This is a genomic window from Iamia sp. SCSIO 61187, from assembly GCF_019443745.1.
Lineage (GTDB): Bacteria > Actinomycetota > Acidimicrobiia > Acidimicrobiales > Iamiaceae > Iamia.
Genome location: NZ_CP050948.1, coordinates 3,630,638 through 3,646,214 on the forward strand (window position 1 = coordinate 3,630,638; position 15,577 = coordinate 3,646,214).

Genomic DNA, 15,577 nt, shown 5'->3' on the forward strand with positions numbered 1-15,577 from the left:
GTGCATGGCAGGATCGGCCGGTGAAGATCCGGATCGGCGTCGGCCTCGGCACCCACACGCTCGCCAACACCCAGGAGACGTTCCTCCCCTACGTGCGCGACGTCGAGCGGCTCGGCTTCGACTCGCTGTGGCTGTCGGAGCGGCTGACCGGTGACGCCCCCGACCCGCTGGTCGCCCTGGCCGTCGCCGCCGGGGCCACCACCAAGCTCAAGCTGGGCACCGGGGTGCTGGTGCTGCCCGGCCGCAACCCCGTCGTGCTGGCCAAGGAGATGGCCTCGCTCGACCGCCTGTCGGGTGGGCGGTTCCTCCCGGCCGTCGGCCTCGGGGCACCCACGCCCGTCGAGCACCGGGCCTTCGGGATCGAGCGGGGCGAGCGGGCCGGTTGGTTCGACGAGGCCCTGCCCCTGATCCGGCGCCTGTGGGCCGAGGACGATGTGCACCACGACGGCGACCGCTTCCGGGTCGACGGGGTGACCATCCGCCCCAAGCCGGTCCAGGACCCGATCGAGGTGTGGCTGGGCGGCCAGTCCCGGTCCGAGCTGCGGCGATGCGGCCGGTTGGGCGACGGCTGGCTCCCCTCGTTCGCCACGGTCGCCGACGTGCGCGACGGCTGGGAGGTCGTCACCGCCGAGGCGGCCGCCCACGACCGGGAGATCGACCCCGAGCACCTCGGCGTCCTCGTCGCCTACGCCCGCGGTGCGGTCCCGGACCGGGTCGTCTCACTGCTGGCCGCCCGCCGCCCCGACCTCGACCCGGCCGACGTCATCCCTGTCGGCATGGCCTCCCTGCGCGAGCGGCTCGAGGCCTTCACCGAGGTCGGGGCGTCGAAGTTCGTCGTCCTCCCGCTCGACGAGCCCTCCGACTGGACCGCCGAGCTCGAGGAGGTCGCCGCCACCGTCCTCCCGTTGGAGAGCTGACGTGTCCCTTGGTCGAACGGCCCGGCGGGCGGGAGGGCAATCCCTGACGGACCGACAGGCGCTCATCCTCCTCCTCGCGCCCATCGGCACCGTCCCTCTCGTCATCCTGTGGGAGGACGCATCACTGGTCGGACTGGTCGCCGTGGCCGTGGGTCTCAACCTCCTCCTGCTCCGAGCGATCCGACCCGAGCCGACCCAGGGCTCCGCGACGATGCGCCTGGTCGCCACGCACCCTGCGCCAGTCGTGGCCCTGGGGAGCGTCATGGTCCTCGTCGGCGTGACCCTCCTCTGACCCGGCAGGCGAGGGACGTCTGTCGATGCACGACGCCCAGCACGCGATCTTGGCGGAGCGATACATGCACACCTGGACAGGCATCCACTCGTCTCCGGGTGCGCGAGCGCGAATGGAGGAGGCCGCGGAGCGGTCAGCGCCACTGCGATCGGCCATCGACCTCGCGTGGTAGACGAGGTCATGGGCCGACCAGACGCACCGTCTGACCGAACGCCGTTGGTCGACGCGGGGGTCATCGTCGTCGAGCTCGGGACAGGAGCCATCGGCGGGCTCGGGTTTCTCACGAGCGAGGGCCTCTTGGCGTGGGCAGGCCTGCTCCTCCTGGTCACCTCCATCGCGTCGGTGTTCGTCACGGTGCGCACGTTGCGTTGCATCCCCGGGCCCGTCACCGTCCTGCGCTCGTGGATCGGTCTGGGCCAGGAGACCGCAGCGCAGATGATGTTCGTCGGCTTCACCGGTCTCTCGCTGATGGGCCTGGCCCAGGCTCCGTGGATCTCGTCGGTGATGCTCGGCGTCGCGGCCCCGCCACTGGTGGCCGGCTTCCGCCGCCGTCGGGCGTCGCCCCGGCACGCGGACTCCTAGGTTCTCGCCATGCCGATCCTGGTGATGCGGTTCGACCTGCGGAACCCGGCGTTCGCCGGGGTGTCGGCGACCGAGCGCTACCGGGCCGCCCTCGACATGAGCGCCTGGGCCGACGACCACGGGGTCATGGCGATCGTGCTGTCCGAGCACCACGGCAGCGACGACGGCTACCTGCCCAGCGCCCTCACGATGGCCGCCGCCGTGGCGGCGCGCACCGAGCGGGTGCAGATCTGGGTGTCGGCCGTCGCCGCCCCGCTCCACGACCCGCTGCACCTGGCCGAGGAGGCCACGGTGGTCGACCTCATCAGCGGCGGACGGTTCACCGTCGTGCTGGCCAACGGCTACGTGCCCGACGAGTTCGCCCTGTTCGACGTGCCGCTCGGCGAGCGGGCGGCCCGCACGACCGAGGCCGTCGAGGTGCTGCGGGCCAGCCGGACCGGTGAGCCGTTCCCGTTCCGGGGCCGGACCGTGCGCCTCACCCCCGCCCCCGAGGGACCTCCGGGCCGGGCCGGGCCGACCGTCCTGCTCGGCGGGTCCGGCCCGGCGGCGGCCCGGCGGGCGGCGCGCATCGCCGACGGCTTCCAGCCCAGCACGCCCGAGGCGTGGGAGGTCTACCGGGCCGAGCGCCTGGCTCGGGGCAAGGCCGACCCGGGCGATTACCTGGCCCAGCCGACCGGCTTCCTCCACGTGGCCGACGACCCCGACGCGGCCTGGGAGGTCATCCGCCCCCACGCCCGCCACGAGGCCGAGTCCTACGGCCGATGGGCGGCGGCGGCCGGGATGGACGGGGCCACCGGCTACCAGCCCCTCGCCGACGACGACGTCGACGGCCTGCGGGAGTCGGGTCGCTACCGGGTCCTCACCCCGGACGCGCTGCGGGCGGAGGTCGACGCCGATCCCGGTGCCATCCTCGTGCTCAACCCCATGATGGGCGGGCTGCCCCCCGACGTCGGGTGGGACGGTCTGCACGGCCTGGCCGCCGCTCTCGACCTCGACGCGGATTAGCCAGCGCTGGTGGCTCCCGACGGTGACCACTGGTAGAGGACGTCGGGGGCGCCCTCCTCGTTGTTGCCGCCCGTCGATCCCACGACCACGAAGCCGTGTCGTTCGTAGAAGCGCCGAGCCCCGACGTTGGCCTCGAAGGTCCACAGGCGGAGGCCGCCTCGACACTGCTGCTTCGCCACGCCCACCAGCCGGCCACCGATCCCCCGGTTGGTCCGCCCGGGCTCCACGTACAGCTGGTCGACCCACCCGTGCTCCAGGACGAGGAGGCCGACGACCACTCCGTCCTCCTCGCCGACCCAGACCTCTCGCTGAGGGAGGACGACGTCGGCGAACCAAGCGCGCACCTCGTCGTCCGAGTGCACAGGGGCGGGGATGGCCGGGAGCGCCGCGCGGCGGGCGCGCAGCCACAGCCCGGCGACGACGTCGGCCTCCTCGGTGCGTGCTCGCCTGTTGCGCACCCTCGAGATCGTGGCACGGACCGGTCCGCCCGGCACCGGGCGTCGGCGGGTGGGGTGGCCGGCCCCGCAGGGGTACTCTCGCCCTCGTTCTGACGCGCGAGCCCTCAGCCGGGGCGCGGCGCGGAAGCCCCGCCCTCGTAGCTCAGGGGATAGAGCGTCGGTTTCCTAAACCGTGCGTCGCAGGTTCGAATCCTGCCGGGGGCGCCAAGCGACGAGGGCCAAGGACCGACGAGGCCGCCGGCGATCGGACAGCGGGACGCAGCCGGCTGATCGGCGGGATGGGCGGTGGGAGCACCCAGTCGCGGCTGCACAGCTGTGCTCGACTGGCGGCGTGCGCACCGGCCTCGCCCTCCTCTGCGGGCCGGTCGCCGTCTGGATCGTCCTCCTGGTCGTGCTGTGGAGGCGGAGCCGCGACAGGGTCGGGCTGACGGTGGTGATGAGGATGCTGCCCGACGTGCTGCGGCTCGTCGGCGGTCTGGCGAGGGACCGGACCATCAGCCGGTCGGCCCGGTGGCCCGTCTGGTTCCTGATCGCCTACCTCGCCTCCCCGATCGACGTGGTGCCCGACTTCGTCCCCGTCATCGGCTACGCGGACGACGCCCTCCTGGTGTCCCTGGTGCTGCAACGTCTGGTCCGCCGGGCGCCTCCCGACGCCCTCGCCCGCCACTGGCCGGGATCGGCCGAGGGCCTCGACGCCCTGCGCCGGGTCCTGCGCCTCACCTCGGCGCCCCGGTGACGCCGTCCTCGACGAGGTCCTGGCGTGTGTCGAGCCCCGCCCGGCCGGGGAGTCCGGGGCATCCACCGACCGAAGGGAGACCCATGACCGTCACCCAGTTCCAGGACCTGCCGTTGGCCGATCGGGATCGCGAGTGGGACGGCGACGCCGCCGAGTCCCGCGTCCGCCGGTGGGCCGGCGCCGAGGACGGTCCCAACGCCAGGTACCGCGACGCCCACGTCTGGCACGACGCCGACGACGACGACGACCTCTTCGGCGGCTACAAGCTCCTCATCGCCGACGTCGTCGACGGGGAGCTCAAGGCGGTCCCGCGGGCGATCATGGCCGCCGCCCAGGTGATGCAGGGCGCGCGGGGCGGCGTCGACCTCCCCGAGGACGACATCCCCCGCGTGAAGGGCCACCTCGCCCGCTACTACGAGAAGATGGGCGACACCGCCCCCTGGGATCGAGACGACTGAGCCGTCGTCCGCCGCGCCGACCGGCGGCTACCAGCCCCGGTGGCGGACCTCCTCGGCGAAGCCCTGGAGAGCGTCGAAGGTGACGGTGCGGCCGTCGTCGGTGCGCACCGACCCGGCGAAGGTGCCGAACACCTGGTGCGTCTCGCTCCCCCGCCCATCGTCGCGCCCCGAGCGGCTGTGCTTGTCGTAGCGGGGGGTGAGGGTCACGTCGAGCTGGCCCTCGGGGTCGCTGATGCGCCACGGGGCCATCGGGTCGTCCCAGTCGTAGTCCCACCGCAGCTCGCGGCCGATCTTGGTCAGGACCCCGTCGACGACGAAGCCGTTCTCGGTGAACCCGGTGCCCTCGGTCCACCGGGCGCCGACGTTGAGACCGACCACGTGGTCGCCGGCGCGACCGGCGCCGCTGCCCCAGTTCCAGGTGATCGTCGAGGGCCACCGGCCCCGGCCCACGTCCAGCACGCCCCACGCGTCACCTCCTGACCCGCCGACGACCCAGCGCCGGTCGCCGACCTCGAGGGTGCCGGTGGCCGGCCGGGCCTGGTGCTTGGAGGTGAAGGTGAAGACCTCGTCGTCCCACGGGATCACCACGTTGAGCGACTCGTGCCCCGGCGGGAGGGCGACGGCCACGTCGAGGGCACCGGCCCGGCCGTCGGGCTCGCGCCACGTGGCGGTGAGGCGGGTCCCGGTCCCGTCGTCGGTCATGGCGATGTCGAGGTCGGGGTGGGCCAGCGTCAGCGGCACCGTGCCGCAGCGCTCGGGCAGCGAGACGGCGTCGGATGCGACCACGGCGCTCGCACCGCCGTCGTCGCCCGACGGGATGTCGGCCCACCACACGTCGATCAGCCCGAGGTGGTCGATGTCGGCGTAGACGGCCGAGACGACGAGGTCGCCGGCGAGCACCGCCCAGTAGTCCCACCGCTTGTTGCGCCCGTGGTGGCCGTGGAGGTTGGCCCGGTGCAGCGGCGTCCGCGACCAGCCGCGGGCGGCGGCGGCCAGCCGGTCTCCGTCGGGGGTGCAGAGGTCCACCGGGTCGAACAGCTCGCGCTCGTGCGTGGTCATCGGGCCAACGTAGGGGGCGACGCGGGCAGGATCCTGCTCCCCCGCTTCGTCACAGCCGCGTCACAGACACCTCACGATGCGTGCTGGGCCCTCGACAGACATCACTCTCCGTGGGACCCTTGGGGTCCGCCGATGCGGCCGTCACGGCTGTTGGCGACCCACGGGCCCCGGAGGTCTTGCCTTGTCTTCCCGACTCACGTTCGCAGCCGCCCCGGCCACGGGGCGCCGGCGGTGGAGCCGACTCGCCCGCGCCGTGCGGGGGCCCCTGCTCGTGGCCACGATGCTGGTCGGCGTCACCGCCCTCCCCGGCGACGGGCCGGCGGCCATCGCGGCCATGACCGCTCCGGAGCAGGCGACCCTCGTCAACGCCGTGCCGACGGAGACGACGCCGCACGTGACCGACGGGAACGTGCGCAGCGTGGCCGTCGTCGGCGACACGGTCGTGCTGGGCGGCGACTTCACCCGCTCGACCGACCCCGACGGCACCGTCGTCAACCGGTCGTACGTGCTGGCCTTCGACCGGGCCACCGGCCGCATCCTCCGCGACTGGGCGCCCGACGTCGACAACGAGGTCTACAGCGTCGTCGCCGGGGCCGACGGCCAGTCGGTCTACATCGGCGGTCGGTTCAACCGCGTCGACGGCGTCCTCCAGCAGAAGGTCGCCCGCCTGTCGATCGCCGACGGCAGCCCCCTGGCGTTCCAGTCGGGCGTCGACGCCGTCGTGACGGCGATGGCGCTCGCGGGCGACCGCCTCTACATCGGCGGGGTGTTCCAGCGCGTCCAGGGCCGGGAACGACGGTTCGCCGCGCTCGACGCGACCACCGGCGCCATCGACGACGACGTGGCCGTCGGCTTCGAGGGCACCCATCGAGGCGGCGGCGGGAAGATCTGGCGGATCGAGCCGTCCCCCGACGGCGAGCACATCGTGGTGGTGGGCAGCTTCGCGACCGTCGGCGGCCAGCCCCGCAACCAGATCGTGAAGCTCGACACCAACGGCGGCGGGCAGATGACCGTCTCCCCCTGGTCGACCACCGCGTTCGCGGGGTACTGCGCCAGCTTCACCGACTACGTGCGCGACGTCTCCTACAGCCCCGACGGCTCCTACTTCGTCGTGGTGACCACGGGAGCCAAGGGCAGCGGCCTCAACGGGACCTGCGATGCGGTGACCCGCTGGGCCGACACCGAGACCCCGAACTCGACGCACCAGTGGGTCGAGTACTCCGGCGGCGACAGCTACTACTCGGTCGAGGTCACCGGCGCCGCCGTGTACGTCGGCGGCCACTTCCGCTGGTCGAACAACTCCTACGGCACCGACTCGCTCGGGGCGGGTGGCATCGCCACCTCCGGCATCGCCGCCCTCGACCCGATGAACGGCCTGCCCCTGTCCTGGAACCCAGGCCGGACCCGCGGCCGCGCCGTCTGGCAGATGGTCGCCACCACCGACGGTCTCTACGTGGCCAGCGACACCGATCGCATCGCCGACTACCGGTACCGCGCCCGCATCGCCTTCTTCCCGCTGGCCGGGGGCCGCGCCGTCCCGCAGCCCGCTCGGCTGGCGCTGCCGATCGACCTGCACCAGTACGTGCCCAGCGGCCCGGCGCGCATCGAGGCGCGGGGCTTCGACGGCCAGACGGTCGACCCGCCCTCCACCGCGGTGGCCGACGCCACCGCGCTCGCGGGCACCCGCGCCGCCTTCGCCGCCGATGGCGTCCTCTACACCGCCCACTCCGACGGCACGCTCCGCGCCCGCTCCTACGACGGCACCACCCTGGGGAGCGCGGCTGTGGTCGACCTCCAGCGGCTCACCGCCTTCGCCACCGATCTGGCGAACATGACCGGAGCGGTCCTGGACGAGGGCCGCCTCTTCTACACGGTGAGCGGCTCGAACCGGCTCCACATGCGCTACTTCAGCGTGGAGAACCGGGTCGTCGGCGCCCAGCGCTTCGACGTGGCGTCGTCGGGCGGGGGCCTCGACTACCGCGACGTCGGCGGCATGGTCCTCGCCGGCGAGCACGTGTACTACGTCGATCGCGACGCCGAGACGCTCGTGCGGGCGACCTGGCGGGCCGGGGGCGGCATCGAGCCGTCCGGCCGCACGACGGTGAGCGACGGTGACGACGCCGACTGGGCGACCAGTGCGGTCTTCGCCCTGCCCGGTGAGCCGACCGAACCGCCGCCGCCCCCCGCCAACGAGGCCCCCACGGCGGCCGCCACCGTCAGCTGCACCGACCTGGGCTGCGCGTTCGACGGCTCCGGCTCGCAGGACCCCGACGGCGACATCACGTCCTACGCCTGGGACTTCGGCGACGGCGGGACCGGCGAGGGGGTCGACGTCACCCACGACTACGCCGAGGCGGGCACCTACGAGGCCTCGCTCACCGTCACCGACGACGACGGGGCCACGGCCGTCACCGAGCTCGCCGTGACCGTCACCGCTCCCGCCGAGCCCGAGGAGGTGCCGCCGGTCGCCCAGCTCGACGTCACCTGCACCGACGGCACCTGCGTGGCTGACGGCTCCGCCTCCACCGACGACGGCACCATCGTCGACCACCAGTGGGACTTCGGTGACGGCGCCACGGCGTCGGGCGCATCGGTCGAGCACACCTACGCCTCCTCCGGCACGTACCGGATCGTCCTCACCGTCACCGACGACCAGGGCCTGACCCACAGCGCCCACCAGGACGTCGAGGTCCAGGTCGAGGTGGCCGAGCCGACCCACCGCGGGTTCGTGGCGGCCGCTGCCTCCGCCGACGCGGCCACGACCCTGAGCGACACGGTCACCATCCCGACCGAGGTGGAGCCCGGCGACCAGCTGGTCGTCTTCGTCAGCTCCAACGCCCCCGCCGGGGCCGTCGTCAACGGTCCGGCCGGGTGGTCCCACCTGCTCGACGCGGACACGTCCCGGAGCCGCACCGCCGTCTTCTCCCACACCGCGGTCGCCGGTGACGCCGGCAGCGAGATCGAGGTCTCGACCGCCATCTGGGCCCGCACTGACGTCGTCGTCGTCGCCTACCGGGGCCTGACCGTCGACGCCCATGCGGCCCGCCCCGGCTACACCACGCCGTCGGTGCCGGTGGCGGCACCCTCCTGGGTGGTGTCGTACTGGGCCGACAAGTCCGCCACGACCACGGGGTGGGAGACGCCCGCCGGCGTCGCCACCCGAAACTCCCACGCCGGCTCGGGGGTCGGCTACGTGTCGGCTGTCCTGGCCGACAGCGACGGATCCGTCCCGCCGGGGGCCAGCGCCGAGCTCACCGCCACCGTCGACCAGCCCGTCCCCAACGCCGTCGCCCTCACCCTGGTGCTCGTCCCGCTCGCCTGACCACCACGGGGCCCGTCCCCGTCGCCCGAACGTCGTCACGGCGCAACTTGTTGACCGTTGGTCAGCGAACTCCTAGGGTGCGGCCCTCGCCGTGGCGAAGGAGCAGGGATGTCGCCGAGCCGGGCGCAGCAGAAGGAGGAGACCCGCGAGCGCCTCCTCGCCGCCGCCCGCGAGCGGTTCGACCAGGGGTCGGTCGTCACCACCCCCCTCGACGCGGTCGCCGCCGCCGCCGGGGTGTCCAAGGCGACCCTCTTCTTCCACTTCGCGACCCGCGCCGACCTCCTGCGGGCCGTGGCCGGGTCGCTCGCCAAGGAGCTGGCCCCCCTCCTCGACGCCGACCGGGCGGCCACGACCCTCGACCACGTCCGGGCCTTCCTCGCCATCCAGGCCGACCCCCGGGTGCGGCTGCTGTGGGAGATCGGCGACGTCCTCGCCGCCGACGGCCAACCCCAGCCCGACGTCGTCTACACCGCCCTCCGGCGCGACCTCACCGGGCTGGGCCGACGGGCGGGCGCCGACGAGGCCCGAGCCACGGCCGTCGCCGGCGTCGTCGCCCCCGCCACCTTCATGCTCGGCCGCCGGGTCGCCTTCGGCTCGGCCGAGCCGGCCGAGGTCGACCTCTTCCTCGCCCACGTCCACCACCTCACCACCACCGACGGGACCCCATGACCACCGCACGCCGCCGCCGCCAGCTCCTCGCCCTGCCCCTCGCCGCCGTCCTGCTCCTCGCCGGCTGCGGCGGGGGCAAGGCCGATCGCACCAGCGGCCCGGGTGAGGGCGACGACCCGGGCGACCCGGTCTGGGGCGGGTCGGTGACCTACGGGCTGGAGGCCGAGACCGGAGCGGGGTGGTGCCTGCCCGAGGCCCAGCTGGCCATCTCCGGGATCATGGTGGCCCGCGCCATCTACGACCCGCTCCTCGCCCCCACCGCCGACGGCGAGTACGTGCCCTACCTGGCCGAGGCGGTCGAGCACGACGACGACCACATGGTGTGGACGATCACCGTCCGGGACGGGATCACGTTCCACGACGGGTCCCCGCTGACCGCCGAGGTGGTGAAGAACAACCTCGACGCCAACCGGGGCGCACCCGGCGACCACGCCCGGTCGCCCCTCCTCGGGCTGTTCATCTACGAGGCCATCGAGAGCGTCGAGGTGTCGGGCGAGCGCGACGTGGTGGTCACCATGAAGGAGCCCTGGGTCGGCTTCGACGCCGTCCTCGCCGGCGGCGGCCGCAACGGGATCCTCGCCCAGGCCCAGCTGGACGACCCCGACTCGTGCAGCACCGACCTGATCGGCACCGGCCCGTTCATGCTCGAGGACCCCTCCGACTGGGTGGAGGGTCGGTCGTTCCGCGCCGTCCGCAACCCCGACTACTGGCAGGACGCCCCCGACGGGAAGCCGTACCCGTACCTCGACGAGATCATCTTCGAGCCCATCGTGGAACCGGAGCAGCGGGTCAACGCCCTGCTGTCCGACGACATCCAGATCGGACACTTCGGCACGCCCGCCGACCTCATCGAGCTGCGGGGCGAGACCGAGGCCGGGGAGCTGGCCAGCATCGAGAGCAACGCCAACGGCGAGGTCGGCTTCTGGCAGCTGAACAGCGCGGCCCCGCCCCTCGACGACGTCCGCATCCGCCGGGCCATGGCCCTCGCCATCGACCGCGACGCCTACGCCGACACGGTCAACCAGGGCGAGTTCCAGATGGCCACCGGACCCTTCGCACCCGGGTCGCCGGCCCACCTCGAGGACACCGGTTACCCCGTGGAGCAGGACCTCGACGAGGCCCGGCGCCTCGTCGCCGAGCACGTGGCCGAGCGGGGCCCGATCCGGACCCTCACGTACCAGAACACACCCAGCGCGGCGTCGCAGGAGCTGTCGGTCTTCTTCCAGCAGTCGATGGCGGAGATCGGCATCGACGTGGCCCTCGAGACGGTCCAGCAGGACACCCTCATCGACAACGCCATCGCCGGCGACTTCGACCTGATGGCGTTCCGCAACTACGCCAGCATCGACCCCGGGGAGCTGTACAGCTGGTTCCGCGGCCAGTCGCCGGTGAACTTCGGGCGCTTCGACGACGCCGAGATCAACCGGCTGCTCGACGCCGGCCGGATCGAGAGCGACCCCGAGGCACGCGCCGAGATCTACCGCGACCTCAACCGACGCATGGGCGAGCAGGCGTACAGCCTGTGGACCAACTACGCCACCTGGATGGTGGCGTCGAGCCCCGCGGTCCACGGCTACGACGCCGAGACCGCCCCCGACCTCCCCGGCGGGCACCGTCCGTCGGAGGGACTCGCCAGCGGCCACGTAACCCACGGGCTCTGGCGGACCGATGGCTGATCGGGCCGGCCGGACGCTGGTCCTCGTCGTCCTCCTCGCCGGGACGCTGGCGGTCGGCTGCACCGACGACGCGGACGGCGCCACCCCGGCCCCGGGGACAGCGACCACGGCGGGGTCCCCGTCGTCGACCGTCCCGCCGATCGACCTGCCGGCCTCGTCGGTCGCCGCCCCGCCGGGGGCGGTGACCCAACCGGCGCAGCCGACCACCGGGCCCGGGGGCAGCCAGGCCGCCCACGCCGACTGGGAGGAGAGCTCGGGCGGCGAGGGTGCCGACGCCTGGTTCGTCTTCGAGCCGATCGACCCGCGCCCGGCGTCGGCGCCGGTGGCGATCTTCCTGCACGGCTACTTCGAGTTCGCCGGCTACGACCAGCTCCACGAGCTCATGCGCCACACGGTCCGGACCGGCACCATCGCCATCTTCCCCCGGTGGCAGACCGACGTGGCCGCCCCCTGCCCCGGCCCGGTCGACATCGAGCCGTGCCTGGACTCGGCCGTGGCCGGCATCCGGGGCGCCCTCGACTTCCTGCGGGCCGACCCCGGGCGCGTCCAGCCCGAGCTCGACCGCACCTCCTACTTCGGGTTCTCCTTCGGCGGGATCATCACCGTCAACCTGGCCAACCGGTACCAGCAGCTCGACCTGCCCCGCCCGCGGGCCGTCTTCCTCGACGACCCGCACGACGGGGCGATCACCGGCGACGACGAGCCCGCCCTCGACGACGACCTCGGGGGCATCCCCGCCGACGTGCTGCTCGAGTGCCACGTCAGCGCCGACGGGGTGATCGCCGGCGTGCCCGGCGCCAGCTGCAACAGCCTGTTCCCGCAGCTCGACCACATCCCCGCCGCCAACAAGGCGCTGGTGCTGACCCGGCCCGACGACCACGGCCAGCCGCCGCTGGGGGCGGGCCACGGCGTGTGCGTCGCCGGCGAGGGCGAGGCCGACGCCTACGACTGGGGCTTCTGCTGGAAGGTGTGGGACGCCCTGCGGGCGGCGGCCGACGAAGGGGTCGGGCCCGACCACGCGCTGGCCGACACCCCGGAGCACCGGAGCGCCGGGGCCTGGAGCGACGGCACGCCGATCGTCCCCCTCGAGATCGCCCGCCAGGCCCCGATCACGCCCTGATCGCCCCGCCGCCGACGGCTCAGTGGTCGCGGAGGGCGTCGACCAGCTCGGACTTCGACATCTTCGAGCGACCCTCGATGCCGATCTCCCGGGCCCGGTCCATCAGCTCGTCCTTGGTGCGATCCTCGTAGGACTGGCCCTCACCGCCCTTCCGGCCGGTCTGCGAGCGGGAGGTGTTGGACGAGGCGTTGGCGATGCGGGCCGCCTTCTCCTTGCTCTCGCCCTGGCGCCGCAGCGCCTCGTACTGCTCGTCGTCCTTGACGCTCGGTCCGTGGTCCTTGGCCATGGTGCACCTCCGACGGTGGGGGGATGGACGACTCCCTGCTCCCCGTCCGATCGGCGGTCGAACACATCGGCCCGCGACGAGGCCCGTCGCCGACCGAGCGGGAGGGCGACGCCGGGGCCCTGGCTCATCGGCTGGTCGACGGCTCCTGCGACGGGAGGTCGACCCAGAGGGCGTCGAAGCGGGGGCGCAGGCGGGACAGCTCCTCGAGGTGGGCGGCCGCCAGCGCGGCGAGGCGGGTTTCCCCCTCGGCGGTGAGGGCCAGGCGGACGACCCGGTGGTCGTCGGCGTCGGCGACCCGTCGCACGAGCCCCGCCGCCTCGGCCCGACCGACCAGCTCGGCCGCACTGTGGTGCCGCAGGGCCAGGTGCTCGGCGACGTCGGTGATCGACGGCGGCCCGGGGTGCCCGCGGATCGCGAGCAGCAGCTGGTGCCGCGAGGGCGTGAGCCCTTCCCGGCGCGCCTGGTCCTCGCTCCAGTGGAGGAACCGGCGCAGCCCGTCCCGGAAGGCCAGCAGGCGGGCGTAGTCGTCGTCGCTGACGGCACCGCTCTCGGCCTCTGGTCGCGTCATATCGCATCACGATACTCTCTGATGGTGATCGACCGAACGCCGACCCGCCGCCTCCTGCTGCTCACGGCCCTGGCCGCGTTGCTCGGGTTCGCCGGTGGGGGCGCCGCCTGGGTGCTCGTCCACCTCATCGCCCTGATCACCAACGCCGCCCTCTTCCACCGCCTGGCGACCGAGGAGACGCCGTTCACCGAGCTCGAGGTCGGGTGGCCGGTCTTCGTCGCCGCCGTCGTCGGTGCCCTCCTGATCAGCCTCCTGGCGCGGTGGGCGCCGGTCATCCGGGGCCACGGCATCCCCGAGGCCATGGAGGCGATCCTCACCAAGCAGAGCCGCATCGCCCCCCGCACCGCGGTCGCCAAGCCGGTCTCGGCCGCCATCGCCATCGGCACGGGTGCGCCCTTCGGCGCCGAGGGCCCGATCATCGTCACCGGAGGTGCGATCGGATCGCTGATGGGCCAGGTCGTCCGGATCACCCCGTCGGAGCGCAAGATCCTCCTGGCCGCCGGGGCCGCCGCCGGCATGTCGGCCACCTTCGGTGCCCCGCTCGCCGCCGTGGTGCTCGCCATCGAGCTCCTGCTGTTCGAGTTCTCCGTCCGTGCCTTCGTCCCCCTGGTCGTGGCGACGGCCATCGCCGGCGGCATGCACTCGGCGCTCTTCGGCGACGGGCCGCTCTTCGACGTCCCGCCCCACGACTTCGCCGGGCTCGACGTGCTGCCGGCGTTCGTCCTGCTGGGCGTGGCGTGCGGGGTGCTGGCGATCGTGGTGAGCCGGGGCCTCTTCCTCGTCGAGGACCTCTACCGCCGTCTGCCCGTGAGCGACTTCTGGCACCCCGCCATCGGTGCGTTCGGCTTCGCCACGGTCGGCCTCTTCGTCCCCCGCGCCCTGGGCGTCGGCTACGACGCCATCGGCGACGTCCTCGCGTCGCGGCTGGCCGTGGGCACCGTCGCCGCCCTCGCCGCCGGGAAGCTGGTCGCGTGGTGGCTGGCCCTCGGGTCGGGGACCTCGGGAGGCACGCTCGCACCGATCCTCTTGATCAGCGCCTCGTTCGGGACCGTCGTCGGGTCCGGCCTGAACGAGGTGCTCCCCGGCACCGACATCGCCCTCGGAGCCTTCGCCATCGTCGCCATGGCGGCCACGTTCGGCGCCGCCACCCAGGCGACGTTCACCGCCATGGTCTTCGTGTTCGAGCTGACCCGGGACTACGACGTGGTCCTGCCCCTCATGCTGGCGACCGTCATCGCCGACCTCGTCTACAGCGCCGTCAACCAGGACAGCCTCATGACCGAGAAGCTCCGCCGGCGCGGCCTGCTCATCGGCCGCCACTACGGCGTCGACCCGTTCACCAGCGTCCGGGTGCGGGACATCATGAGCACCCGGGTCGAGTGCCTCCCGGCCACGGCGACGGTGGCCGACGCCCGCGCTCACTTCGCCGCCCACGGCCACGGCGCCTACCCGATCCTCGACGAGGGCCGGGTGGTCGGCATCGTGACCCGTGGCGACCTCCTCCGCCTCGACGGCGGTGGGGACGACCCCCTCCTTGACCACAGCTCGACCACCGTCGTGACCGTGGCACCCGACGCCCGGGCCCAGACCGCCCTGCGGATCATGCTCGACGAGACCATCGAGCACGTGCCCGTGGTCGAGGGCGACCTCCTGGTCGGCATCTGCACCCGGACCGACCTGCTCAAGGTCCGTCGTCGCCAGGCCGACCTCGAGCGCCCGCAGCCCGGGTTGGCGGCGTCCGCCGGCCGACGGCTCCTGCGCCGCTCCCGCGCCTGACGACCGGCCGCTCGCCGGGCCGGCTACGAGGGCTATCCCTCGGAGCTGCGGGTGCGGGCGTAGTGGCGGGCGGCCTTGGCCCGGTTCCCGCAGCCGGCCATCGAGCACCACCGGCGGTTGCCCTTGCGGCTCGTGTCGTAGAAGTGGAGCACGCAGTCAGGGTGGGCGCAGGCCCGGACGCGACCGGCGTCGCGCTCGAGCAGCCGGAGGTAGCTCTCCACCGCCGTCCACCCCGGCCGCTGGGCGGGGTCGTCGACCTGCGGCACGGTGACGGGCCCGTCCTCGGTGAGGCTGCGGGCGAGGGCCCCCCGGGCCAGGATGGCGTTCACCCCGTCCCGCGCCCCGGGCGCGTCCGCCGTGTCGACGTGGGCGGCGATCGCGGCCCTCGCCTCCCGGACGGCGGCGAGCGTCGCCGGCGATCGGGGGACCTCGGCGTCGACGCCGTGGGCCGTCAGCCAGACACCCAGCCCGTCGACGTCGGCGAGGAGGTCGTGGCGGACGCCGCCGTCGACCCAGATGGTGTTGAGCAGGTCGAGGCCCAGCGGCTCCCCGACGAGCGGCCGCGGATCCCGGCCGAGGGCTCCCGGGGCTCCCGGCGCGGACGGCGGCGTCACGGCCGCAGCCTAACCCTCGTCGCTCGCTTCACAGGTTTT

At 73.6% G+C, this 15,577-nt stretch carries 16 protein-coding genes and 1 tRNA gene; 12 read left to right on the forward strand and 5 right to left on the reverse strand.

Annotation, left to right across the window (positions count from 1 at the left end; translation table 11 throughout):
- Nucleotides 1–20 precede the first annotated feature (20 nt).
- The 4 genes from HC251_RS17275 to HC251_RS17290 all read left to right on the forward strand — a co-directional run bounded on the left by HC251_RS17275 (nucleotide 21) and on the right by HC251_RS17290 (nucleotide 2,796).
- The gene (locus HC251_RS17275; RefSeq protein WP_219941852.1) at nucleotides 21–917 is read left to right on the forward strand and encodes a TIGR03619 family F420-dependent LLM class oxidoreductase; all 897 of its coding nucleotides are present in this window, start codon (nucleotides 21–23) and stop codon (nucleotides 915–917) included.
- 142 nt (nucleotides 918–1,059) lie between these two features.
- On the forward strand, nucleotides 1,060–1,209 hold the full coding sequence (locus HC251_RS17280) for a hypothetical protein (protein ID WP_219941853.1): 150 nt from the start codon (nucleotides 1,060–1,062) through the stop codon (nucleotides 1,207–1,209).
- A gap of 216 nt (nucleotides 1,210–1,425) precedes the next feature.
- Nucleotides 1,426–1,791 carry a hypothetical protein gene (locus tag HC251_RS17285; protein WP_219941854.1) on the forward strand — a complete coding sequence of 122 codons (366 nt, stop codon included), beginning with the start codon at nucleotides 1,426–1,428 and terminating at the stop codon, nucleotides 1,789–1,791.
- Nucleotides 1,792–1,800: 9 nt separating this feature from the next.
- Nucleotides 1,801–2,796: an LLM class flavin-dependent oxidoreductase gene (locus HC251_RS17290; protein ID WP_219941855.1), complete on the forward strand. Its 996-nt coding sequence runs from the start codon at nucleotides 1,801–1,803 to the stop codon at nucleotides 2,794–2,796.
- On the opposite strand, the gene HC251_RS17295 is transcribed toward HC251_RS17290, so the two are convergent.
- Nucleotides 2,793–3,254, reverse strand: coding sequence for a GNAT family N-acetyltransferase (locus tag HC251_RS17295; RefSeq protein ID WP_219941856.1), 462 nt, complete (start codon nucleotides 3,252–3,254; stop codon nucleotides 2,793–2,795). The two genes, HC251_RS17290 and HC251_RS17295, sit on opposite strands and share 4 nt — an antisense overlap.
- 131 nt (nucleotides 3,255–3,385) lie before the next feature.
- Between HC251_RS17295 and HC251_RS17300 the strand changes: the two genes are divergently transcribed.
- The 3 genes from HC251_RS17300 to HC251_RS17310 all read left to right on the forward strand — a co-directional run bounded on the left by HC251_RS17300 (nucleotide 3,386) and on the right by HC251_RS17310 (nucleotide 4,448).
- A tRNA-Arg gene (locus tag HC251_RS17300) sits at nucleotides 3,386–3,461 on the forward strand.
- A gap of 124 nt (nucleotides 3,462–3,585) precedes the next feature.
- Nucleotides 3,586–3,990, forward strand: coding sequence for a YkvA family protein (locus HC251_RS17305; protein WP_219941857.1), 405 nt, complete (start codon nucleotides 3,586–3,588; stop codon nucleotides 3,988–3,990).
- 83 nt (nucleotides 3,991–4,073) lie between these two features.
- Nucleotides 4,074–4,448: a hypothetical protein gene (locus HC251_RS17310; protein ID WP_219941858.1), complete on the forward strand. Its 375-nt coding sequence runs from the start codon at nucleotides 4,074–4,076 to the stop codon at nucleotides 4,446–4,448.
- Nucleotides 4,449–4,475: 27 nt separating this feature from the next.
- Here HC251_RS17310 and HC251_RS17315 read toward each other — a convergent pair whose 3' ends face one another.
- Entirely contained in the window at nucleotides 4,476–5,507 is a 1,032-nt protein-coding gene (locus HC251_RS17315; protein ID WP_219941859.1) for a DUF2804 domain-containing protein, read from the reverse strand.
- 181 nt (nucleotides 5,508–5,688) lie between these two features.
- On the opposite strand from HC251_RS17315, the gene HC251_RS17320 reads away from it, so the two are divergent.
- The 4 genes from HC251_RS17320 (at nucleotide 5,689) to HC251_RS17335 (ending at nucleotide 12,294) form a co-directional block, all read left to right on the forward strand.
- A complete protein-coding gene (locus tag HC251_RS17320; protein WP_219941860.1) occupies nucleotides 5,689–8,829 on the forward strand; it encodes a PKD domain-containing protein in 3,141 nt (1,046 codons plus the stop codon).
- A 108-nt stretch (nucleotides 8,830–8,937) separates the two neighbouring features.
- A complete protein-coding gene (locus HC251_RS26065) occupies nucleotides 8,938–9,498 on the forward strand; it encodes a TetR/AcrR family transcriptional regulator (protein ID WP_219941861.1) in 561 nt (186 codons plus the stop codon).
- The gene (locus tag HC251_RS17330; protein ID WP_219941862.1) at nucleotides 9,495–11,174 is read left to right on the forward strand and encodes an ABC transporter substrate-binding protein; all 1,680 of its coding nucleotides are present in this window, start codon (nucleotides 9,495–9,497) and stop codon (nucleotides 11,172–11,174) included. The genes HC251_RS26065 and HC251_RS17330 overlap by 4 nt, the downstream gene beginning before the upstream one ends.
- On the forward strand, nucleotides 11,167–12,294 hold the full coding sequence (locus HC251_RS17335) for a hypothetical protein (RefSeq protein WP_219941863.1): 1,128 nt from the start codon (nucleotides 11,167–11,169) through the stop codon (nucleotides 12,292–12,294). Before HC251_RS17330 ends, HC251_RS17335 begins: the two co-directional genes overlap by 8 nt.
- A gap of 19 nt (nucleotides 12,295–12,313) precedes the next feature.
- Here the strand turns inward: HC251_RS17335 and HC251_RS17340 are convergent, their stop codons facing one another.
- Nucleotides 12,314–12,580, reverse strand: coding sequence for a Rho termination factor N-terminal domain-containing protein (locus HC251_RS17340; RefSeq protein ID WP_219941864.1), 267 nt, complete (start codon nucleotides 12,578–12,580; stop codon nucleotides 12,314–12,316).
- 124 nt (nucleotides 12,581–12,704) lie between these two features.
- Nucleotides 12,705–13,148 carry a MarR family winged helix-turn-helix transcriptional regulator gene (locus HC251_RS17345; protein ID WP_219941865.1) on the reverse strand — a complete coding sequence of 148 codons (444 nt, stop codon included), beginning with the start codon at nucleotides 13,146–13,148 and terminating at the stop codon, nucleotides 12,705–12,707.
- Between the two features lie 21 nt (nucleotides 13,149–13,169).
- Between HC251_RS17345 and HC251_RS17350 the strand changes: the two genes are divergently transcribed.
- Nucleotides 13,170–14,924 (forward strand): chloride channel protein, encoded by a 1,755-nt coding sequence (locus HC251_RS17350; RefSeq protein ID WP_219941866.1) that lies wholly within the window; start codon nucleotides 13,170–13,172, stop codon nucleotides 14,922–14,924.
- Between the two features lie 32 nt (nucleotides 14,925–14,956).
- On the opposite strand, the gene HC251_RS17355 is transcribed toward HC251_RS17350, so the two are convergent.
- Nucleotides 14,957–15,538 carry a CGNR zinc finger domain-containing protein gene (locus HC251_RS17355; RefSeq protein ID WP_219941867.1) on the reverse strand — a complete coding sequence of 194 codons (582 nt, stop codon included), beginning with the start codon at nucleotides 15,536–15,538 and terminating at the stop codon, nucleotides 14,957–14,959.
- Nucleotides 15,539–15,577: the final 39 nt, after the last annotated feature.

What these genes read in the sequence shown, in the direction of transcription:
- HC251_RS26065 (WP_219941861.1), top strand. Translation starts at nt 8,938, where the DNA reads ATGTCGCCGAGCCGGGCGCAGCAGAAGGAGGAGACCCGCGAGCGCCTC.
- HC251_RS17335 (WP_219941863.1), top strand. Translation starts at nt 11,167, where the DNA reads ATGGCTGATCGGGCCGGCCGGACGCTGGTCCTCGTCGTCCTCCTCGCC.
- HC251_RS17310 (WP_219941858.1), top strand. Translation starts at nt 4,074, where the DNA reads ATGACCGTCACCCAGTTCCAGGACCTGCCGTTGGCCGATCGGGATCGC.
- HC251_RS17290 (WP_219941855.1), top strand. Translation starts at nt 1,801, where the DNA reads ATGCCGATCCTGGTGATGCGGTTCGACCTGCGGAACCCGGCGTTCGCC.
- HC251_RS17340 (WP_219941864.1), bottom strand. Translation starts at nt 12,580, where the DNA reads ATGGCCAAGGACCACGGACCGAGCGTCAAGGACGACGAGCAGTACGAG.
- HC251_RS17315 (WP_219941859.1), bottom strand. Translation starts at nt 5,507, where the DNA reads ATGACCACGCACGAGCGCGAGCTGTTCGACCCGGTGGACCTCTGCACC.
- HC251_RS17345 (WP_219941865.1), bottom strand. Translation starts at nt 13,148, where the DNA reads ATGACGCGACCAGAGGCCGAGAGCGGTGCCGTCAGCGACGACGACTAC.
- HC251_RS17350 (WP_219941866.1), top strand. Translation starts at nt 13,170, where the DNA reads ATGGTGATCGACCGAACGCCGACCCGCCGCCTCCTGCTGCTCACGGCC.
- HC251_RS17330 (WP_219941862.1), top strand. Translation starts at nt 9,495, where the DNA reads ATGACCACCGCACGCCGCCGCCGCCAGCTCCTCGCCCTGCCCCTCGCC.